General features: G+C 61.8%; 20 protein-coding genes. 11 read left to right on the top strand and 9 right to left on the bottom strand.

Annotated features, from left to right (window positions below; all coding sequences use genetic code 11):
- The first annotated feature begins 51 nt into the window (after nt 1–51).
- Nucleotides 52–657, top strand: coding sequence for a hypothetical protein (locus tag V3H56_RS04465; RefSeq protein WP_042729385.1), 606 nt, complete (start codon nt 52–54; stop codon nt 655–657).
- Here V3H56_RS04465 and V3H56_RS04460 read toward each other — a convergent pair whose 3' ends face one another.
- Nucleotides 658–1,617, bottom strand: coding sequence for a MerR family transcriptional regulator (locus V3H56_RS04460; RefSeq protein WP_042729386.1), 960 nt, complete (start codon nt 1,615–1,617; stop codon nt 658–660).
- Nucleotides 1,618–1,807: 190 nt separating this feature from the next.
- Here V3H56_RS04460 and folM point away from each other — a divergent pair, with 190 nt between their 5' ends.
- The 5 genes from folM (at nt 1,808) to V3H56_RS04435 (ending at nt 5,121) form a co-directional block, all read left to right on the top strand.
- Nucleotides 1,808–2,518 carry a dihydromonapterin reductase gene (gene folM, locus V3H56_RS04455; RefSeq protein WP_338474255.1) on the top strand — a complete coding sequence of 237 codons (711 nt, stop codon included), beginning with the start codon at nt 1,808–1,810 and terminating at the stop codon, nt 2,516–2,518.
- Nucleotides 2,519–2,568: 50 nt separating this feature from the next.
- A complete protein-coding gene (gene folX / locus V3H56_RS04450) occupies nt 2,569–2,949 on the top strand; it encodes a dihydroneopterin triphosphate 2'-epimerase (RefSeq protein WP_042729388.1) in 381 nt (126 codons plus the stop codon).
- 89 nt (nt 2,950–3,038) lie between these two features.
- Nucleotides 3,039–3,335, top strand: a complete 297-nt coding sequence (locus tag V3H56_RS04445; RefSeq protein WP_047738266.1) for a DUF1244 domain-containing protein — start codon at nt 3,039–3,041, stop codon at nt 3,333–3,335.
- Nucleotides 3,328–3,666, top strand: coding sequence for a HopJ type III effector protein (locus V3H56_RS04440; RefSeq protein WP_042729390.1), 339 nt, complete (start codon nt 3,328–3,330; stop codon nt 3,664–3,666). Before V3H56_RS04445 ends, V3H56_RS04440 begins: the two co-directional genes overlap by 8 nt.
- Before the next feature lie 204 nt (nt 3,667–3,870).
- Nucleotides 3,871–5,121, top strand: coding sequence for an aspartate aminotransferase family protein (locus tag V3H56_RS04435; RefSeq protein WP_047738267.1), 1,251 nt, complete (start codon nt 3,871–3,873; stop codon nt 5,119–5,121).
- Nucleotides 5,122–5,238: 117 nt separating this feature from the next.
- On the opposite strand, the gene V3H56_RS04430 is transcribed toward V3H56_RS04435, so the two are convergent.
- Entirely contained in the window at nt 5,239–6,393 is a 1,155-nt protein-coding gene (locus tag V3H56_RS04430; protein ID WP_234407991.1) for an integrase core domain-containing protein, read from the bottom strand.
- Between the two features lie 191 nt (nt 6,394–6,584).
- Complete coding sequence (trxB, locus tag V3H56_RS04425) at nt 6,585–7,547, bottom strand: thioredoxin-disulfide reductase (protein WP_003205459.1); 963 nt, start codon at nt 7,545–7,547, stop codon at nt 6,585–6,587.
- 309 nt (nt 7,548–7,856) lie between these two features.
- Here trxB and cysZ point away from each other — a divergent pair, with 309 nt between their 5' ends.
- Both cysZ and V3H56_RS04415 read left to right on the top strand, forming a co-directional pair.
- Nucleotides 7,857–8,615: a sulfate transporter CysZ gene (gene cysZ / locus V3H56_RS04420; protein ID WP_042729392.1), complete on the top strand. Its 759-nt coding sequence runs from the start codon at nt 7,857–7,859 to the stop codon at nt 8,613–8,615.
- 37 nt (nt 8,616–8,652) lie between these two features.
- Complete coding sequence (locus V3H56_RS04415) at nt 8,653–9,852, top strand: glycosyltransferase family 1 protein (RefSeq protein ID WP_047738271.1); 1,200 nt, start codon at nt 8,653–8,655, stop codon at nt 9,850–9,852.
- 135 nt (nt 9,853–9,987) lie between these two features.
- Here the strand turns inward: V3H56_RS04415 and V3H56_RS04410 are convergent, their stop codons facing one another.
- From V3H56_RS04410 to V3H56_RS04400, 3 genes are all read right to left on the bottom strand, one after another.
- A complete protein-coding gene (locus V3H56_RS04410) occupies nt 9,988–11,091 on the bottom strand; it encodes an NADH:flavin oxidoreductase (protein ID WP_338474254.1) in 1,104 nt (367 codons plus the stop codon).
- Between the two features lie 241 nt (nt 11,092–11,332).
- Nucleotides 11,333–11,815, bottom strand: a complete 483-nt coding sequence (locus V3H56_RS04405; RefSeq protein WP_047738275.1) for a glutathione peroxidase — start codon at nt 11,813–11,815, stop codon at nt 11,333–11,335.
- Nucleotides 11,816–11,930: 115 nt separating this feature from the next.
- On the bottom strand, nt 11,931–12,416 hold the full coding sequence (locus tag V3H56_RS04400) for a peptidylprolyl isomerase (RefSeq protein ID WP_047738276.1): 486 nt from the start codon (nt 12,414–12,416) through the stop codon (nt 11,931–11,933).
- On the opposite strand from V3H56_RS04400, the gene V3H56_RS04395 reads away from it, so the two are divergent.
- From V3H56_RS04395 to V3H56_RS04385, 3 genes are all read left to right on the top strand, one after another.
- Complete coding sequence (locus tag V3H56_RS04395; protein WP_080964411.1) at nt 12,385–12,723, top strand: DUF3565 domain-containing protein; 339 nt, start codon at nt 12,385–12,387, stop codon at nt 12,721–12,723. The genes V3H56_RS04400 and V3H56_RS04395 overlap by 32 nt on opposite strands.
- Nucleotides 12,724–12,784: 61 nt before the next feature.
- On the top strand, nt 12,785–14,884 hold the full coding sequence (pta, locus tag V3H56_RS04390) for a phosphate acetyltransferase (protein ID WP_047738280.1): 2,100 nt from the start codon (nt 12,785–12,787) through the stop codon (nt 14,882–14,884).
- On the top strand, nt 14,885–15,793 hold the full coding sequence (locus V3H56_RS04385) for an acyltransferase (protein ID WP_047738281.1): 909 nt from the start codon (nt 14,885–14,887) through the stop codon (nt 15,791–15,793).
- A gap of 183 nt (nt 15,794–15,976) precedes the next feature.
- On the opposite strand, the gene cysN is transcribed toward V3H56_RS04385, so the two are convergent.
- From cysN to cysD, 3 genes are all read right to left on the bottom strand, one after another.
- Nucleotides 15,977–17,875: a sulfate adenylyltransferase subunit CysN gene (gene cysN / locus V3H56_RS04380; RefSeq protein ID WP_042732316.1), complete on the bottom strand. Its 1,899-nt coding sequence runs from the start codon at nt 17,873–17,875 to the stop codon at nt 15,977–15,979.
- Between the two features lie 53 nt (nt 17,876–17,928).
- The gene (locus V3H56_RS04375; RefSeq protein WP_047738283.1) at nt 17,929–18,270 is read right to left on the bottom strand and encodes a four helix bundle protein; all 342 of its coding nucleotides are present in this window, start codon (nt 18,268–18,270) and stop codon (nt 17,929–17,931) included.
- Between the two features lie 104 nt (nt 18,271–18,374).
- The gene (cysD, locus tag V3H56_RS04370; RefSeq protein ID WP_042732314.1) at nt 18,375–19,292 is read right to left on the bottom strand and encodes a sulfate adenylyltransferase subunit CysD; all 918 of its coding nucleotides are present in this window, start codon (nt 19,290–19,292) and stop codon (nt 18,375–18,377) included.
- Between the last annotated feature and the right edge of the window lie 181 nt (nt 19,293–19,473).

Here is a 19,473-nt window from a genome sequence, read left to right as displayed (position 1 = left end):
TCAGTCACTACAATCACCAGTGAAAATGCACATCACCTCTTCGAGCCCATCATGCCGCGCGATGCCCTCCTGACGCAGGATGAACTGGATTTCATCCGGACCATGCAGCACAACCCGCAACTCAATGAGCGGGATGTCACGTCGAGCTTGCTGGTAAACGGTGGCTCGCAGATCCGTGACCTGCTGACGCGCCTGGCGGCGAACGAGCAGGTGACGCTACAAGCCAACTTCGAAAACCAGCAGATGACGTTCCCCTTGCACCTGGTGGAAGACGAATTCCATGCCATGCACCTGCGCCTGGGCGTGCCGAGCATCTACGAAGACGGCCCGAAGGTACGTCCCTGGCGCCTGACCCTCGAAGAGCCCGTGGCACTGGAAAACATCAAGGGCCAGCCGGGCTCGCTCTGGGTGCACGAGGTCTCGTGCAAGGGCGTCCTGGTGGAAAGCCGCAGTCGTACCAAGCCACTCAAGCAATTCGCCTTGTGGTTCAGCCCCTCGGGCTATGAACGGATTTCATTGCGCGGCACCTTCGAACGGGAAACCGCCCAGGGCTTGTACGCCTACCATCTGAGCCAGGATGACCAGGACGAGACCGAACGCCTGCGCCAGTACATCCTGCAGCAACATCGCCTGACCCATCCGACGATGCATCTCTGATCAGGTGTCCAGGTTGCCTGCCAGAAATTGACGCAGGCGCTGGCGCATCACGGTCCCTTCGTTACCCAGGCAGCCGATCGACGAACCGGCCAGGGCGTCCTGCGCCAGGTCAGACGCATCGCCGGCCAGCAACAACGGGCAATCCAGGCTCATGGCCAACTTGCCCAGGCGCTTGGGCAATTCGGGGGCCGGCGCATGATGGGACACCACCACCAGCGCGAGCGGCTGGATCTTCTGGCACACCAGGGTCAGCTCATCGAAAGGCAAACCGGTCGCCAGCACCCTGACCCCCACATCCGCCTTGGACAGGAACAGCGCCGTGACCAGCAGCTCCAGCTCGCGACACTGGCCGGCGATGGCGCAGACCAGCACCCGTCGCGACACGCCTTCGCGCTTGAGCAGCAACCGCTGGATGATGCGTGAACGCAGGAAACCGTCGAAGAACACCCATTCGCTGGTTTGCCCGAACACTTGCTGGCGTTGCAGCAACTGCCGCCAGAGCGGCATCAGGATGTCCTGGAAGACGACGGGCACCGCGTAGGTGGAAAAGATCTGGCCATAGATGCGGTCCAGTTCCACGTCGTCGAACTGACCCACCGCATCCGCCACCTGCTGCTGCCATTGGGCGTAGTCGGCCCTGACCAGGTCCGAGGGAATCAACGCGCAGACCGACTGCACCGACTCGGTCTTCGCCAGGATCTTGCCCACCTTGCTGACCGCCACGCCACGCTCGATCCAGGCCAGGATGCTGCGTACCTTTTCAATGTCGCCCAACGAATACAGGCGGTGTCCGCTGTCGGTGCGAGTGGGCTGGATCAGGCCGTAGCGACGCTCCCAGGCGCGCAGCGTCACAGGGTTCACACCGGTCAGGCGCGCGACTTCACGGATGGGGAACAAGTCTTCGCGCGCCCAGGCCCCTGGCGCCTTGAAGATGAAATTGTCCTCAGTGATTACGCTCATGTTGGCAGACCCATCCGGCTGGCGAATTGGATCCCAGTCTACTCCTTCCGGCAGATGTCATGACAAGAACAAAACGTCGCCGCTGCGCGGTTTTGTTGTTTTGTGCGCGATCTGGAATATCACCGGCCCACGTAGGAGACGCCCCCTGTCGCTGTTATAGTTTTTACTCCAGTCGCGAACCGAGCCCCTTATGCCCAGCGCCCCCGCTCCGATCCTGATCACCGGCGCCGCCCAACGCGTCGGCCTGCATTGTGCCCGCCGCTGCCTGGAAGACGGCCAGCCGGTGATCGCGACCTATCGCACCGAACGCCCGGGCGTACAGGTACTGCGGGACCTTGGAGCCACCGTGCTGTTTGCCGATTTCTCCAGCGAAGCCGGGATCCTGGCCTTTATCGAGCGGCTTCGGCAGCACACTGATCGCCTGCGGGCCATCGTGCACAACGCGTCGGCCTGGCTGGCCGAAGACCCCGGCAACGAAGCGCAGGCATTCGGCGCCATGTTCGGCGTGCACATGCTGGCGCCGTACCTGATCAACCTGCACTGCGCCGGCTTGCTGCAGCGTTCGAACCCGGCCGACATCGTGCACATCAGCGATGACGTGACGCGCAAGGGCAGCACCCGACACATCGCCTACTGCGCCACCAAGGCCGGCCTCGAAAGCCTGACCTTGTCATTCGCGGCAAAATACGCACCGGCCATCAAGGTCAACGGCATCGCCCCGGCCCTGCTAATGTTCAATCCCGAAGACGACGCGGCCTACCGGGCCAAGGCCCTGGCCAAGTCCGCACTGGGTATCGAGCCCGGCAGCGAGGTGATCTACCAGAGCCTGCGCTACCTGCTGGACAACCCTTATGTCACCGGCACGACGCTGTCCGTCAACGGCGGGCGGCACGTCAAGTAGCCCGGCGTTGCCTTCATGAGTTTCTGCAATTGATTCGACGGAGCCCGTAAATGTCACAACTTCAGCCCGCCATGGCACGCATCAAGGTCAAGGACCTGCGCCTGCGCACCTTCATCGGCATCAACGAGGACGAGATCCTCAACAAACAGGATGTGTTGATCAACCTGACCATCCTCTACGCCGCCCAGGAGGCGGTGCGCGACAATGACATCGACCACGCCTTGAACTACCGCACCATCACCAAGGCGGTGATCGCCCACGTGGAGGGCAATCGCTTCGCCCTGCTCGAACGCCTGACCCAGGAGCTTTTGGACCTGATCATGGCCAACGAGTCGGTGCTGTACGCCGAAGTCGAGGTCGACAAGCCCCATGCCTTGCGCTTTGCCGAGTCGGTGTCGATCACCCTGGCGGCCAGCCGGGCGACCCAATAGCCGCTGCCGGCTTCAAGCTGTAAGCTTCAGGCCTGATCCCCAACGTGCAGCTTGAAGCTAGCCCTTGAAGCTGTCTTGCAGAGACCACCATGAACGAGCAACAACGCCTCGAACTCGAAGCCGCCGCTTTCCGCCGGCTGGTTGCCCACCTGGACAGCCGCAAGGATGTGCAGAACATCGACCTGATGAACCTGTCCGGCTTCTGCCGCAACTGCCTGTCCAAGTGGTACAAGGCCGCCGCCGATGAACGCCAGATCGAGGTCAGCCTCGACGAAGCCCGCGAAGTGGTCTACGGCATGCCGTACGCCGAGTGGAAAGCCCAATACCAGAAAGAAGCCAGCGCCGAACAGCAAGCGGCGTTCGCCAAAGGAAAACCCGATGCCTGATCTCGACACCCTGCGCACCCGTCTCAAAAGCGGTGAACACCTGTTCGCCGACACCCTGGCCTTCATCGCCGCCGGCTATGACTACCAACCCCAGGCTTTCACCAATGGTGGCGTGACCAACGCCGCGGGGCAGAACGAAGGTTCCTGCAAGACCCTGGGCCTGGCCTTGCTCGAAGGCTTGAGCGACGAAGAAGCGCTGCTGGCATTTGGCGAGCATTACCGTTCGGTGCTGGCCACGCCCGAAGGCAGCGATCACGGCAATATCCGTGCGCTGATGGCGCATGGGTTGGCCGGCGTGAAGTTCGAGGCGCAGCCGCTGCAGCGTCGCTGATCCAAAAACCGCCGCCATGTCGAAATCCGCTTTCGTGGCGAGGAAGTTTGCTCCCTCGCCACGAAAGGTTCGTCGTCACGCACACAGTGCGCCTGTTCCACATCCCGACTTTTAAGATTGACCCGGCAACTTTATTTCGTTTGCCCACGCCCTTCGCTCACCGCTTGAATAGCGCACGCCATCTTCCCTTGCGAGCGGTCATTCATGAGCAGCGAAACCATCAGCCAATCGATTTCCATCGTGCACCCCATCAGCCTCAGCCACGGCAGGAACGCCGAGGTCTGGGACACCGATGGCAAGCGCTACATCGATTTCGTCGGCGGCATCGGCGTGTTGAACCTCGGCCATTGCCATCCACGCATCGTCGAGGCGATTCGCACACAGGCGACCCGGCTGACCCACTACGCATTCAACGCTGCACCGCATGTGCCCTACATTGAACTGATGGAACGCCTGAGCGCGTTCATACCGGTGGACTACCCGATCAGTGGCATGCTCACCAACAGCGGTGCCGAAGCGGCGGAGAACGCCTTGAAGATCGTGCGCGGCGCCACCGGCCGCACCGCTGTCGTGGCGTTTGACGGCGCGTTCCATGGCCGCACCCTGGCCACGCTCAACCTCAACGGCAAGGTCGCGCCGTACAAACAGAAGGTCGGCGTGCTGCCCGGGCCGGTCTATCACCTGCCGTATCCGAGCCAGGACAACGGCATCACGTGCGCCGAGGCGCTCAAGGCCATGGAGCGGCTGTTCAGCGTCGAGATCGACGTGAACGACGTGGCCTGTTTCATCATCGAACCGGTGCAGGGCGAAGCCGGTTTCCTGGCCTTGGATGTGCCCTTTGCCCAGGCCCTGCGGCAGTTCTGCGATAAGCAGGGAATCGTGCTGATCGTCGATGAGATCCAGTCCGGCTTCGGTCGCACCGGCCAGCGCTTCGCATTTTCGCGCCTGGGCATCGAGCCGGACCTGATCCTGCTGGGCAAGAGCATCGCCGGCGGCGTGCCACTGGGCGCGGTGGTGGGACGCAAGGCGTTGCTCGACAACCTGCCCAAGGGTGGGCTGGGCGGAACCTATTCAGGCAACCCCATCGCCTGCGCCGCCGCATTGGCAACCCTGGACGAGATGACCGACACCCACCTGCACACCTGGGGCACGCGACAGGAAGCTGCGATTGTCAGCCGCTACGAAGCCTGGCGTCATCGTAAACTGGCGCCGTACCTGGGCCGCCTGACCGGCGTCGGCGCGATGCGCGGCCTCGAACTGGCCCACGCCGACGGCACGCCGGCACCGACACAACTGACCCAGTTGCTGGCCCTGGCACGGGAAGCGGGCCTGCTGTTGATGCCCAGTGGCAAGTCGCGACACATCATCCGCCTGTTGGCACCGTTGACGACCGAGCCGGCAGTGTTGGAGGAAGGCCTGGATATTCTCGAAGCGTGCCTGGCGAAGTTGTCCTGATACGATCTACAAGCCATGGATAACTTGTGGGAGCGGGCTTGCTCGCGAATGCGGTGGGTCAGCCAGCATAGGTTTGACTGACATACCGCATTCGCGGTGTAGAAACGGACACATCCTTTACAATTGAAACCGGGGACATCGTTTACGTTTCTGTTGGCTTGAAAGGCGGCTTTCGCCGCTTTTCAGCCTACCTAAAAGGTAGCTGCAGAGGTAAATATCCCACACATCATCGTCCACTTCTTTGAGTCCTAGCGCCTCACCGGCCAGAGATTCGCTGACGAAAATCATCTTGCCTTTCCATTTCATCGACCCGTTCTGCCTAACCATACGGATCGTCATGTCCGCCGCGTAATCCGCCTCAGGCACGCGCCCATCGTACTGCCGCTTTGATGGCTCATAGAGGTCCGCAGGAACTTTCATCTCTAGGGCCTTGTGAGGTCGCACGTAATTGAATTCCTGTCGAAACTGTTCGAATGCCAGCTGTTGCTCCACCAGGTTACGTTCAGGTGCATGAAGCAAAGCAGCCTTGAGTGTTCGATGCATGCGTTCGTGACGGCCATTCTGGTCAGGCCGCCCCGGCTGGATTCGCTCCGGATGAATCCCTAAACGTATCCACCACGCGGCCAGACTGGATATGCGTGAAATGCCGGTAGAGGCAAAAGGAGAGCCATTATCTGTACGGATTACGTCAGGTAAACCGTACTCCCGAAACGCCCAGTCAAATCCTTCGCGGGCACCGGCAACGCTGCCTTGTGCTCTGCACAGCAATAGAAATCGGCTGACGTGATCGGTAATGGTCAGAGGGTAACAACGTTGGCCGTTCTGAAGCGCGAAGTCACCTTTGAAGTCTGCGGCCCATGTCTGATTAGGCCCAGTGGCGTCACGCAGCGGATTTTTTCCTGCTGGCGGTCGATTGAGGAAACGGCGCTTTTGCACCAGACCTGCTCGCTTAAGCCACTCGCCTGCCGTGCTGACAGTGGGCCAAGACAGGTTTGGATGGTCGATCTTAAGGTTATGCACCAACTTCTCAGGCCCCCAGCTGTGATGCTCGCGCTTGTACGCGATTAGCAGCTCAAGCACCTCGTCGCTGATTTTGAAAGGGCTCGTATGTGGGCGCCGTGACAGCTCCTTTAGCCCATCAATGCCGTGCGCCTCGTAGCGTGCAAGCCATTTGTCCAAAGTGGGTCGGCTGAGCCCGTAGTGACGGGCCAGCTCGCTCTTGGAGTAGCTGCCTTGCAGCCAGTCGCCTATGAGTTTGATTCGTTGATCCATCGGGGACTCTCGATTCCAGGGCATGGTCAGGCACCTCCTGACCGTATTTATGCACCTGTAAACGATGTCTCCGGTTTAAAACGTAAAGGATGTCCCCGGTTTCTACCCGAGCAAGCCCGCTCCCACAGGGGTTGAGGAATGTCACTCACATGAAAAAACCGGCCGAAGCCGGTTTTTTTGTGCCCGATGAATCAGAACGAAGCGTTCTGCAGGCCGTCCAGGTAACGCTCGGTGTCCAGGGCCGCCATGCAGCCGGCACCGGCCGAGGTGATGGCCTGGCGGTAGACGTGGTCGGCCACGTCGCCGGCCGCGAAGATGCCTTCGACGCTGGTGGCGGTGGCATTGCCGTCACGGCCGCCCTTGACGACCAGGTAGCCGTCCTTGAGCTCCAGCTGGCCTTCGAACAGCGAAGTGTTCGGCGTGTGGCCGATGGCGATGAACACGCCGTCGACCTTGATCTCGTCGAAACTGCCATCGTTGTTCTTCAGGCGCGCGCCGGTCACGCCCATGTTGTCGCCCAGCACTTCGTCCAGGGTCGCGTTGAGCTTGAGGATGATCTTGCCTTCGGCAACGCGGGCGTTGAGCTTGTCGATCAGGATCTTCTCGGCGCGGAAGGTTTCACGACGGTGGATCAGGGTGACCGTGCTGGCGATGTTGGCCAGGTACAAGGCTTCCTCGACAGCGGTGTTGCCGCCGCCGACCACTGCCACGGGTTTGTTGCGATAGAAGAAACCGTCGCAGGTGGCGCAGGCGGAAACACCCTTGCCCATGAAGGCTTCTTCCGACGGCAGGCCCAGGTAGCGAGCGCTGGCACCGGTGGCGATGATCAGGGCATCGCACGTGTAGGTCGCGCTGTCACCGGTCAGGGTGTAGGGCTTGGCGGCAAAGTCCACGGCGTTGATGTGATCGAAAACGATCTCGGTTTCGAAGCGCTCGGCGTGTTCTTTCATGCGCTCCATCAGGGCCGGGCCGGTCAGGCCGTGGACATCGCCCGGCCAGTTGTCGACTTCGGTGGTGGTGGTCAATTGACCGCCGGCCTGCATGCCGGTGATCAGCAGCGGCTTGAGGTTGGCACGGGCGGCATAGACAGCAGCGCTGTAACCGGCAGGGCCGGAACCGAGAATAATCACTCGCGAATGACGGACTTCAGACATGACCTGCTCCTGTTGACCGGACCCTGCGGCCCGGAACGCCGGGTGAGCGGCGTGAATAAAAAAGACCGTTGACGCACTTGGGGAAGGCTGGGTTCGACGGTCCTGAAAAAGAATGGGTGCAGCGTATCGAGGGAGCGAAGATTAAGGAAATACGGTTTAACAATCCAGCTCATAGGTGAGCTCTATTCGCAATGGTCGCTCCAATAGCAGCGGTTGTGGCCTGAAACGTTGTTACACGCCATGTCGCCGCTTTCGCGCGCCAGACAAAGTCGGTAAGGTCGGCGCGATCAACTTCGTTCGGAGCTCCTCATGCCCGCCCCTGTCCTGTCCGGCCCGCAATACCTGCAAGAAGGCCTCAAGCTGGTCTTGAGCCCGGGCCTGCGCCTGTTCGTCCTGTTGCCGTTGGCCATCAACCTGGTGCTGTTCGTCGGGCTGATCTACCTGGCCGGCCACCAGTTCAGCCTGTGGGTCGACACCCTGATGCCCTCGCTGCCGGAGTGGCTGGGCTTCCTCAGCTACATTCTCTGGCCGTTGTTCGTGGTACTGGTGGTGCTGATGGTGTTCTTCACCTTCACCCTGCTCGCCAACATCATCGCCGCGCCGTTCAACGGTTTTCTCGCGGAAAAGGTCGAGGTGGTCATCCGTGGCACCGATGACTTCCCGGCATTCAGCTGGGGTGAGCTGATCGCAATGGTTCCTCGCACCTTCGCCCGGGAGGCGCGCAAGCTCGGCTATTTCCTGCCCCGCGCCCTGGGGCTGTTCGTGCTGTCGTTCATTCCGGTGGTCAACCTGGTAGCCGCCCCGCTGTGGCTGCTGTTCGGGGTGTGGATGATGGCGATCCAGTACATCGACTACCCGGCGGACAACCACAAGCTGGGCTGGAACGAAATGCTCGCCTGGCTGCGGCAGAAGCGCTGGCAGAGCCTCGGCTTTGGCGGCAGCGTGTACCTGGCGCTGCTGATCCCCGTGGTCAACATCCTGATGATGCCGGCGGCCGTGGCCGGGGCGACCTTGTTCTGGGTGCGCGAGCAAGGGGCCGAAACCGCGTTGGCGCGGCAGGTCCCTTAAGGTCACAAATCCATCATCCTGACGTCACAATGACGACATGGCCCCGGTCGACACTGGGGTCATGACCATACACCTGCACATCACCCTCATCACTGAAACCTTCCCGCCGGAAATCAATGGTGTGGCCAATACCCTGGGCCGTCTGTACGACGGTTTGTGCGCCCGAGGGCACCGGGTCGAGCTGATCCGTCCCCGCCAGGGCGACGACCAGCGCCAGGCCAGTGACGAGCAATTGCTGTTGTGCCGGGGCTGGCCGTTGCCGGGTTATCCGGGCCTGCAGTGGGGCCAGGCGTCGATGCACAAGCTGCTGCGGCGCTGGAAACGTCACCGTCCCGACGTGCTGTACATCGCCACCGAAGGCCCGCTTGGGCTAGCCGCGTTGCGGGCGGCACGGCGCTTGGGGATCGCGGTGGTCAGTGGTTTCCACACCAATTTCCAGCAGTACACCCAGCAATACGGGCTCGGGCTGTTGAGCCGCGTACTCACGCATTACCTGCGCTGGTTTCATAACCGCTCCCACCTGACCCTCGTCCCCAGCCTCAGCCAGCGCCTGGAGCTGGAACGGCGGCACTTCGAACGCGTGGCATTGTTGTCGCGGGGTGTGGACAGCCAGCTGTTTCACCCGATAAAGCGCTCGGCCAGCCTGCGCGAGGCCTGGGGCCTGGGCGATGACGACATGGCAGTGATTCATGTCGGACGCCTGGCGCCGGAGAAGAACCTCGGCTTGCTCAAGCGCAGTTTCGACAGGCTGCGCAGTACATTCCCGGAGCGGCGGATGAAGCTGGTGGTGATCGGCGATGGCCCGCAACGCGCCGAACTGGAACAGGCACTGCCCGAGGCGATTTTCTGCGGTTCGCAACGTGGCGAAACGCTGGCCAGCCACTATGCCTCGGGAGACCTGTTTGTCTTCCCGAGCCTGACCGAAACCTTCGGCAACGTGGTGCTCGAAGCGCTGGCGTCCGGGTTGGGCGTGGTGGCCTATGACCAGGCCGCGGCGGCCCAGCACATTCGTCACGGCTATAACGGCGTGCTGGCGATGCCAGGGGATGAAGAGGCGTTCTGCGAGGCCGCCTGTTGGCTGCTGGAGGGTCGCGAGAACTTGCGCTGTGTGAGGCTCAATGCCCGCCAGCATGCCAGCCGCCAGGGTTGGACGGCCGTGATCGAGCAGTTCGAGGCGCAGTTGCGCGGGGCTTGCATGACTGAGCAGGCGATACCTGCCGCCTCGACAATGCGTTAGTCCCAGGTGCCGTGCAGATCGCCATCGCGAGCGAGCTCGCTCCCACAAGGGATCCTGGTCGCGGACAAGGTAGGTGTCCGCCAGAGATCAGTGTGGGAGCGAGCTTGCTCGCGATAGCGTCAGTTCAGTCAGTCCTTAAACCAAGGTCATCAACGCCTCGCGGCTGAACGGCAGGATCTCCTGCTCGCGGCCGTCGCGAACTTTTTGCGCCCAGTCCGGATCCACCAGCAGCGCACGCCCCACCGCCACCAGGTCGAACTCATCGTTGTTCAGGCGCTCCAGCAACTTCTCCAGGCTGGCGGGCTGGGCGACCTTGTCGGTGTTGACCATGAACTGCAGGAACTCGCCATCCAGGCCGACGCTGCCCACGGTAATGGTCGGCTTGCCGGTGAGCTTGCGGGTCCAGCCGGCCAGGTTCAGCTCGGAGCCTTCGAATTCCGGTTCCCAGAAACGCCGCGTCGAGCAGTGGAAAATGTCCACGCCGGCGTCGGACAACGGCTTGAGGAATTCGCCCAACGCCTGCGGCGTCTGCACCAGGCGGGCGGTGTAGTCCTGCTGTTTCCATTGGGAAAAACGGAAGATGATCGGGAAGCCCTCGCCCACCGCCGCGCGCACGGCACGGATCAGCTCGATCGCGAAGCGCGAACGGTTGGCCAGGCTGCCACCGTAACCGTCGGTACGCTGGTTGCTGCCCTCCCAGAAGAACTGGTCCACCAGGTAGCCATGGGCTCCGTGGATCTCCACACCGTCCATGCCGATGGCCTGGGCATCCTTCGCGGCCTGAGCGAATGCGGCAATGACTTCGTCGATGTCCGCCTGGGTCATGCCATGGACCACCACCTGGCCGTCCTTGAGTTTTTCGGTCGGCCCGTAGCCCGGCACGCTGGCATCCGGCTCGGTCCCGATGCGGCGCACACTGCCCACATGCCACAGTTGCGGAACGATCTTGCCTCCTTCGGCATGTACCGCGTCGACCACCTGCTTCCAACCGGCCAGCGCGGCGTCACCGTAGAAATGCGGCACGTGGGGATAACCGTTGGAAGCCTTGTGCCCGACCGTGGTGCCCTCGGTGATGATCAGGCCGACGCCGGCGGCTGCGCGGCGGCGGTAGTACTCGACCACCTTGGCATTCGGCACCCCGCCCGGCGAGAAGGAACGGGTCATCGGCGCCATCACGACCCGGGTCGGCAGCTCCAATGCGCCGAGGTGGAAAGGTTTGAACAGGGCTTTTACAGGCATGGGGGCACTCCACGGGGACAAGGTCGCAGGTCAATATGACGGGGATAATATGCAGCGTGGCGCTGGCTGGGTAGCACTATTGATTGGAGTGATTAAGGATCAGAAGGGAGCACTGAGGTTTGCTCAATCATGAACCCCGTGGCGAGGGGGCTTGCTCCCGCCGGGCTGCGTAGCAGCCCCTTTTTTGGCGGTTGCCGCGCAACCGAGCGGGAGCAAGCTCCCTCGCCACACGGGCCGGGCTTCAACCCAATGCTTTTTCGATGGCCTGGATCACCGCGGGGTCATCCGGCGCCGTGCGCGGCGAGAAGCGGGCCAGCACGCGGCCGTCCTTGCCCAGCAGGAATTTCTCGAAGTTCCAGGTGATGTCGCCGGGAAACTCGGCACCCTCGCCCGCCAGCAGGCGATACAACTGATGGCGGTCATGACCGTTCACTTCCAGCTTGCTGGACAACGGGAATGTGACGCCATAGTTAAGGCTGCAGAAGTCCTGGATCTCCTGCTCGGTCCCGGGTTCTTGCCCGGCGAACTGGTTGCAGGGCAGCCCCAGTACGCTGAAGCCCCGGTCCTTGAATTGCTGGTGGAGGTTTTCCAACGCGGCGTACTGAGGCGTCAGGCCACATTTGGAGGCGACGTTGACCACCAGCACGACTTGCCCCTTGAACGGCGCCAGAGGAAGCTCCTGACCATCCAGAGCTTTCAGTTTAAGGTCGTGGAAAGCACTCATGACGAACTCCAGGTTTGCAGGTCTTTTCGAAACAGCCACGGTCGATGCTAACAGCAACCGACCAAAAAAGGCGCCTCACGGCGCCTTTTCAATTCTCTGAGCGTAGCGCAGAAAATCAGTGGTGATGACCACCTTCGCCATGGACGTGACCATGGGCCACTTCTTCCTGGCTGGCGTCACGGATGTCGACGACCTTGACCTTGAAGTTCAGGCGCTGGCCGGCCAGCGGGTGGTTGCCGTCGACAGTCACGTCGTCGCCTTCCAGATCGCGAATGGTGACGATCTGCATCTGGCCATCGGGGGCCGATGCGTGGAACTGCATGCCCACTTCCAGCTCGTCGACGCCTTCGAACATGCTGCGGCTCAGGGTGCTGACCAGTTCGGCGGAGTACTCGCCATAGGCATCTTCCGGCTCGACGGTCACGTTCAGCTCGTCACCGGTGGTTTTACCTTCCAGGGCTTTTTCCAGGCCCTGGATGATGTTGCCTGCACCGTGCAGGTAGACCAGCGGTGCGCCGCCGGCAGAGCTGTCGATGACCTCACCAGCGTCGTTGGTCAGGGTATAGTCGATGGAGACAGCCTTATTGGCGGCGATCAGCATGGGGCGAGACCTTTTGCATAAGAATGAAGAACGGACAAGTCTAAACAAGGATTTGCCCGAAAGCGAACGGAACCCGGACAAACGGACCTGCGCGGCCAGACCGACGGTCAGCGGTTTCCACCAGGACGAGGACGGGCACTGGGTGGCCGAGCTGTCCTGCGGGCATACCCAGCATCTGCGCCACCAGCCGCCCTGGCAATCCCGGGCCTGGGTCCTGGACCCGGCGCAACGTATTGAAAAAATAGGCCAGCCCTTTGATTGCGGCTGGTGCGCGCAGGCCCCCGTTAGCGATAACCTTGGCGACTGAATTTCACGGCAGACGGCCAGACATAGGCCTCGCCCTTGCCATGCACCCTTAGAGAACCCGCATGCAAACTTTTTTTATCGCACCCACCGATTTTGGCGTGGGTCTGACCTCCATCAGCCTCGGGCTGGTGCGTACCCTCGAACGGGCCGGGTTGAAAGTCGGCTTTTTCAAGCCCATCGCCCAGCCGCACCCCGGCGACACCGGGCCGGAGCGCTCGACCGAACTGGTGGCGCGCACCCATGGCCTGAAACCGCCACAGCCCCTGGGCCTGGCCCACGTCGAACGCATGCTCGGCGACGGTCAGCTCGATGAGCTGCTGGAAGAAATCATCACCCTGTACCAGCAGGCCGCCATCGGCAAGGACGTGCTGGTGGTCGAAGGCATGGTCCCGACCCGCAACGCCAGCTACGCCGCCCGGGTCAACCTGCACCTGGCCAAGAGCCTGGACGCCGAAGTCATCCTGGTTTCGGCGCCGGAAAACGAAGTGCTGACCGAGCTGTCCGGCCGGGTTGAGTTGCAGGCGCAACTGTTCGGCGGGCCGAAAGACCCGAAAGTGCTCGGCGTGATCCTGAACAAGGTCCGCACCGAGGAAAGCATGGACGCCTTCTCCGCCCGCCTCAAGGAACACTCTCCCCTGCTGCGCAGCGGCGATTTCCGCCTGCTGGGCTGCATCCCGTTTCGTCCGGAACTCAATGCGCCGCGTACCCGCGACGTGGCCGACCTGATGGGCGCGCAGGTGCTCAATGCCGGCGACTACGAAAGCCGGCGCATGAGCAACATCATCATTTGCGCCCGGACCATGCGCAACACCGTGGAACTGCTCAAGCCCGGCGTGCTGGTGGTCACCCCCGGCGATCGCGACGACATCATCCTGGCGGTGAGCCTGGCCGCCATCAACGGCGTGCCGCTGGCCGGCCTGTTGCTGACCAGCGACACCCTGCCCGACCCACGCATCATGGACTTGTGTCGCGGCGCCTTGCAGGCCGGCCTGCCGGTGCTGTCGGTGAGCACCGGCTCCTACGACACCGCCAACCTGCTCAACGGCCTGAACAAGGAAATCCCGATCGACGACCGCGAGCGCGCCGAGATCATCACCGACTTCGTCGCCAGCCACCTGGACGCCAACTGGCTGCACCAGCGCTGCGGCACGCCACGGGAGATGCGCCTGTCGCCTGCCGTGTTCCGCTACCAATTGATCCAGCGCGCCCAGGCCGCCAACAAGCGCATCGTCCTGCCCGAAGGCAGCGAGCCGCTGACCGTCCAGGCCGCCGCCATTTGCCAGGCCCGGGGCATCGCCCGCTGCGTGCTGCTGGCCAAGCCGGCCGACGTCGAGGCCGTGGCCCGTGCCCAAGGCATCGAACTGCCGCCGGGGCTGGAGATTCTCGACCCGGACTCGATCCGCGAGCGCTATGTCGAGCCCATGGTGCGACTGCGCAAGAGCAAGAGCCTGAACGCGCCAATGGCCGAGCAGCAACTGGAAGACACCGTGGTGATCGGCACCATGATGCTGGCGCTCGATGAAGTGGACGGGCTGGTGTCCGGCGTCATCCACTCCACCGCCAACACCATCCGCCCGGCGCTGCAATTGATCAAGACCGCGCCGGGTTGCTCCCTGGTGTCCTCGGTGTTCTTCATGCTGTTTCCCGAGGAAGTGCTGGTCTATGGCGACTGCGTGATGAACCCGCACCCCAGTGCCGCGGAACTGGCGGAGATCGCCCTGCAGAGCGCCGACTCGGCCGCCGCGTTCGGCATCACGCCACGGGTGGCGATGCTCAGTTACTCCAGCGGCGAATCGGCCAGTGGCGAGGAAGTCGAGAAAGTCCGCGAAGCCACGCTGTTGGCACACGAGGCGCAACATGGCCTGCTGATCGACGGCCCGCTGCAGTACGACGCCGCCGCCAACGAAACCGTGGCGCGGCAACTGGCGCCCAATAGCCAGGTGGCCGGCCGGGCGACGGTGTTCATCTTCCCGGACCTGAACACCGGCAACACCACCCACAAGGCCGTACAACGCAGCGCCGACTGCGTCAGCCTCGGGCCGATGCTGCAAGGCCTGCGCAAGCCGGTGAACGACTTGCCGCGCGGCGCCCAGGTCGACGACATCGTGTACACCATCGCCCTGACCGCGATCCAAGCCGCCAACCGACCCATGGACATTTAAATGCTGGATTTCCTGCCTGCCCCGGTACGCGGCGTCATCGCCTCGCTGCTGCTGGCCCTCAATACCATTGTCTGCTGCACACCGCTGTTCATCGTGGCGATCTTCAAGTTGCTGCTGCCCTTCCCCGCCGCCCAGCGCTTCACCGACTGGTTGATGAGCCATATCCATGAAGCCTGGATCAGCAACAACAAGGCCTGGATGAACCTGCTGCGCCGCACCCGCTGGCACCTCAGTGGCCTGGAGGGCCTGGACTACCAGCACTCGTACCTGATCACCAGCAACCACCAGAGCTGGGTCGACATCATGGTCTTGCAGTACGTGCTGAACCGTCGTGTGCGTCCGTTGAAGTTCTTCCTCAAGCAGGAGCTGATCTGGGTGCCAGTGATCGGTCTGGCCTGGTGGGCGCTGGGGTTTCCGTTCATGAAGCGCTACTCCAAGGCTTATTTGGAGAAGTACCCGGAAAAGAAAGGCAAGGACCTGGAAACCACCCGCAAGACCTGCGCGAAGTTTCGCGACAATCCGGTGGGTATTTTCAATTTTGTCGAAGGCACGCGTTTCACCGAAGGCAAGCATGCCCAGCAGCAGTCACCGTTCCGCTACCTGCTCAAGCCCAAGGCCGGCGGCATCGCGTTCGTGCTGGATGCCATGGGTGAGCAACTGGAGTCGATCATCAACGTGACCATCCACTACCCCGGCGGTCGCCCGGGGTATTGGGACCTGCTGTGCGGCAACGTTGCCGAGGTGGTCGTGCACTTCCAGGAACTGAAGATCCCACCCCAGTTCATCGGCAAGAGCTACGACCTGGACGGCGCGTATCGCCTGGAGTTCCAGGGCTGGATCAACCAGCTGTGGCAGGATAAGGACGCGTTGCTGGAACAGATGCATCGGGAACATTCCGCCAAGTCTTGAGGTGGCTGCACTGGCCTCATCGCGAGCAAGCTCGCTCCCACAGGGATCGGTGTGAACGCCGACTCTATATTCACTGACAATCCCCTGTGGGAGCGAGCTTGCTCGCGATAGCACCCCTCCAGACAACAAAAAAAGCCCGCCGATGATCGCTCATCGGCGGGCTTTTTGTTGGCCAGCGCGGTGTCAGATCGCGCCGCGACTGCGCAGCAGGTCCAGCACTTGCTTGACGCTTTCTTCCAGGGTCAGTGCCTGGGTGTCGATCACCAGGTCGGCATCCAGCGGCACGTCATACGGGAAGGACTCGCCCGGGATGTTGTCGCCGGCGGCGGCATACAGCCCTTGCGGGTCACGCTGGGCACACACGCTCGGCGAGGCCTGGACGTAGACCGTCAGCAGACGCTCCTTGCCGATCAGGTCCTTGGCCTGCTCACGCCCTTCGGCACTCGGCGCCACGAACGCCGCCAGGGTCAACAGGCCGGCTTCGTTGAACTGACGGGCGACGTGGGCCGCACGACGCCAATTCTCGGTGCGTCCGGCGCGGTCTTGCGGCAGGCCCTTGTTCAGGTCGTGACGCAGGTTCTGGCCGTCGAGCACGAACACCGCACGTCCCGAGTCGAACAGCTTGCGCTCCACGGCATAGGCCAGCGTGCTCTTGCCAGCGCCCGACAGGCCACTGAACAGGACGGTGGCCGGCTTCTGGCCGAAACGCTGGGCGCGCTCTTCCACCGACACGTGGGCCAGCTTGCCGTGATGGGTGCTGCTGCCGTGGGCCAATGGCTGGGCCACGATCATGCCGGCGCCGACGGTGCCGTTGGTCAGGCGATCGATGACGATGAACGCGCCGGTGGTGCGGTTACTTTCGTAGCCGTCCAGAGCGATCGGTGCATCCAGGGCGATCTTCACCTTGCCGATTTCGTTGAGCTGCAACGCGCTGGCCGGCCCCTCTTCCAGGGTGTTCACGTCCACCTTGTTGACGATGCTGGCAATCGAGCCCGGCACGTAGCTGGTGGCCCGCTTGATGTCGTATTTCTTGCCCGGCAGCATCGGTTCTTCAGCCATCCACACCAGCATCGCTTCGAAGCTGTCGGTGACTGGCGGCACATTGTCGGCATGCACCAGCAGGTCGCCGCGGGAGATGTCGATCTCGTCTTCCATGGTCAGCGTCACCGCCTGGCCAGGACCGGCCTGCTCCAGCTCACCTTCGAAGGTGACGATGGACTTGACCCGGCTGCTCTTGCCCGAAGGCAACACCACCACTTCGTCGCCCTTGTGCACGATGCCGCTGGCCAGGGTGCCGGCGAAACCGCGGAAGTTCAGGTTCGGACGGTTGACGTATTGCACCGGGAAGCGCAGGTCGGTGAAGTTACGGTCGCCCGCCACTTCCACGGTCTCGAGGATTTCCATCAGCGACTGGCCGGTGTACCACGGCGAGCGCTCGGACTTGTTCACCACGTTGTCGCCCTTGAGGGCCGACATCGGTACGAAATGCATGCTCGTGGGCTTCATCTTCAAGCCTTCGGCGAACTGCAGGTAGTCGGCCTTGATCGACTCGAACACGCCCTGGTCGAAGTCCTTGAGGTCCATCTTGTTGATGGCCACGACGATATGCTTGATGCCCAGCAACGAGGCGATGAAGCTGTGGCGACGGGTCTGGGTCTGCACGCCGTAGCGCGCGTCCACCAGGATGATCGCCAGGTCACAGGTGGACGCACCGGTGGCCATGTTGCGGGTGTACTGCTCATGGCCGGGGGTGTCGGCGATGATGAACTTGCGCTTGGCGGTGGAGAAATAACGGTACGCGACGTCGATGGTGATGCCTTGCTCACGCTCGGCCTGCAAGCCGTCGACCAGCAACGCCAGGTCGATGTCGTCGCCGGTGGTGCCGACTTTCTTCGAATCGCGGGTAATGGCTTCCAGGTGATCTTCGTAGATCATCTTGGAGTCGTGCAGCAGACGCCCGATCAGGGTGCTCTTGCCGTCGTCGACGTTGCCGCAGGTCAGAAAGCGCAGCAGTTCCTTGCGCTCGTGCTGGCCCAGGTAGGCGAGGATGTCCTCGCTGATCAAATCAGATTGATGGCTCATTGCATTCAAGCTCCGAGCTGTAAGCTTCAAGCGGCAAGCTTGTCGGCGTACAGCTAGTCAGAAATTTTATTGATCAACCCGCCTAGCATCCTAGAGAGCTCTTGGGTTTCTTTAATCCAATTTTCAGCCAGTGGTTCTGCAATGTAAGCAATATCTCGGGCTATCAGGATCTGGGTGCGCAACTCTCCACAAGAAGCCTTCGCCATCCAGAGAAAGTGGATCTTTTCCTTGGAACTCCGACGCTCCATGCCTTCAGCAACATTGGAAGGCACTGAAAGTGCAGAACGGGTGATTTGGTCCTTGAATCCAAAATCCCCGCATCGCGCAAACTCTCGATAAATCCCCACCGCCAAACATTTGCTTCGCTGCCAGACAATCAACTTCTCGAAATCCATTACGAGTCACCCAATCGCGGCTCGCAACAACCGGCTGCAAGCACCAAGCTGCGAAGTTACGCATACCGCCTCTAACTTGCAGCTTGCCGCTTGTAACTCGAAGCTTAAAAGTACCCCTGACGTTTCTTATCTTCCATCGAGCCTGCGCCATCGTGGTCGATGACCCGGCCCTGGCGCTCGGAAGTTCGCGTCAGGAGCATTTCCTGAATGATGTCCGTCAGGCTTTCGGCCTCGGACTCCACCGCGCCCGTCAACGGGTAGCAGCCAAGGGTACGGAAACGCACTTTCTTCTTGACGATACGGGCTTTGTCCTCGTCGGAAAGGTGCTCGAGGATGCGCTCGTCGTCGATCATGATCAGGGTGCCGTTCTTCTCGATCACTTCACGCTCGGCGGCGAAGTACAGCGGCACGATCGGGATGCCTTCGAGGTAGATGTACTGCCAGATGTCCAGTTCGGTCCAGTTCGACAGCGGGAACACGCGGATCGACTCGCCTTTGTTGACCTTGCCGTTGTAGACGTTCCACAGCTCCGGACGCTGGTTTTTCGGGTCCCAGCGGTGCTTGCTGTCACGGAACGAGTAGACGCGCTCCTTGGCGCGGGACTTCTCTTCGTCGCGACGGGCACCGCCGAACGCGGCGTCGAAACCATGCTTGTCCAGCGCCTGCTTGAGGCCCTGGGTCTTCATGATGTCGGTGTGCTTGGCGCTGCCGTGGGTAAATGGGTTGATGCCCTGTGCCACACCCTCGGGGTTCACATGGGTGATCAGGTCCAGGCCCATTTCCTCGACCATGCGATCGCGGAACTTGTACATCTCCTGGAATTTCCAGCGGGTATCGACGTGCATCACCGGAAACGGCAGCTTGCCAGGGAAAAACGCCTTGCGTGCCAGGTGCAGCATTACGGCGGAGTCTTTGCCGATGGAGTACAGCATCACCGGGTTATCGAACTCGGCGGCCACCTCGCGGATGATGTGGATGCTTTCCGCCTCCAGCTGTTTCAGGTGCGTCAGTTTGTCGACCATGGCTACTCACGAAAACTATCTTATGAACGGCCAGCGGGCCGTGTTCGAGCGGGGAATCCTAGCACAGCGACCTCTTCTAATCAGGGCGCCAACTAGATCGAAACAGCATATGGATATGCCTGGCTGTTCGGGTGTTGCATGAACCTTTGTGGGAGCGGGCTTGCTCGCGAAGGCGGTGGAT

This window comes from Pseudomonas sp. MS646, assembly GCF_036693845.1.
Classification (GTDB): Bacteria; Pseudomonadota; Gammaproteobacteria; order Pseudomonadales; family Pseudomonadaceae; genus Aquipseudomonas; species Aquipseudomonas chlororaphis_E.
The sequence above is the reverse complement of the archived record's forward strand: the minus strand, read 5'-3'. Positions and strand labels throughout refer to the sequence as shown.

What these genes read in the sequence shown, in the direction of transcription:
- V3H56_RS04410 (WP_338474254.1), bottom strand. Translation starts at nt 11,091, where the DNA reads ATGCCTGTAAAAGCCCTGTTCAAACCTTTCCACCTCGGCGCATTGGAG.
- cysN (WP_042732316.1), bottom strand. Translation starts at nt 17,875, where the DNA reads ATGAGCCATCAATCTGATTTGATCAGCGAGGACATCCTCGCCTACCTG.
- folX (WP_042729388.1), top strand. Translation starts at nt 2,569, where the DNA reads ATGTCACAACTTCAGCCCGCCATGGCACGCATCAAGGTCAAGGACCTG.
- V3H56_RS04400 (WP_047738276.1), bottom strand. Translation starts at nt 12,416, where the DNA reads ATGCTGATCGCCGCCAATAAGGCTGTCTCCATCGACTATACCCTGACC.
- folM (WP_338474255.1), top strand. Translation starts at nt 1,808, where the DNA reads ATGCCCAGCGCCCCCGCTCCGATCCTGATCACCGGCGCCGCCCAACGC.
- V3H56_RS04415 (WP_047738271.1), top strand. Translation starts at nt 8,653, where the DNA reads ATGGCCCCGGTCGACACTGGGGTCATGACCATACACCTGCACATCACC.
- pta (WP_047738280.1), top strand. Translation starts at nt 12,785, where the DNA reads ATGCAAACTTTTTTTATCGCACCCACCGATTTTGGCGTGGGTCTGACC.
- cysZ (WP_042729392.1), top strand. Translation starts at nt 7,857, where the DNA reads ATGCCCGCCCCTGTCCTGTCCGGCCCGCAATACCTGCAAGAAGGCCTC.
- trxB (WP_003205459.1), bottom strand. Translation starts at nt 7,547, where the DNA reads ATGTCTGAAGTCCGTCATTCGCGAGTGATTATTCTCGGTTCCGGCCCT.
- V3H56_RS04430 (WP_234407991.1), bottom strand. Translation starts at nt 6,393, where the DNA reads ATGGATCAACGAATCAAACTCATAGGCGACTGGCTGCAAGGCAGCTAC.
- V3H56_RS04440 (WP_042729390.1), top strand. Translation starts at nt 3,328, where the DNA reads ATGCCTGATCTCGACACCCTGCGCACCCGTCTCAAAAGCGGTGAACAC.
- V3H56_RS04405 (WP_047738275.1), bottom strand. Translation starts at nt 11,815, where the DNA reads ATGAGTGCTTTCCACGACCTTAAACTGAAAGCTCTGGATGGTCAGGAG.
- V3H56_RS04435 (WP_047738267.1), top strand. Translation starts at nt 3,871, where the DNA reads ATGAGCAGCGAAACCATCAGCCAATCGATTTCCATCGTGCACCCCATC.
- V3H56_RS04465 (WP_042729385.1), top strand. Translation starts at nt 52, where the DNA reads ATGCCGCGCGATGCCCTCCTGACGCAGGATGAACTGGATTTCATCCGG.
- V3H56_RS04385 (WP_047738281.1), top strand. Translation starts at nt 14,885, where the DNA reads ATGCTGGATTTCCTGCCTGCCCCGGTACGCGGCGTCATCGCCTCGCTG.
- V3H56_RS04460 (WP_042729386.1), bottom strand. Translation starts at nt 1,617, where the DNA reads ATGAGCGTAATCACTGAGGACAATTTCATCTTCAAGGCGCCAGGGGCC.
- V3H56_RS04395 (WP_080964411.1), top strand. Translation starts at nt 12,385, where the DNA reads ATGGAGACAGCCTTATTGGCGGCGATCAGCATGGGGCGAGACCTTTTG.
- V3H56_RS04445 (WP_047738266.1), top strand. Translation starts at nt 3,039, where the DNA reads ATGAACGAGCAACAACGCCTCGAACTCGAAGCCGCCGCTTTCCGCCGG.
- cysD (WP_042732314.1), bottom strand. Translation starts at nt 19,292, where the DNA reads ATGGTCGACAAACTGACGCACCTGAAACAGCTGGAGGCGGAAAGCATC.
- V3H56_RS04375 (WP_047738283.1), bottom strand. Translation starts at nt 18,270, where the DNA reads ATGGATTTCGAGAAGTTGATTGTCTGGCAGCGAAGCAAATGTTTGGCG.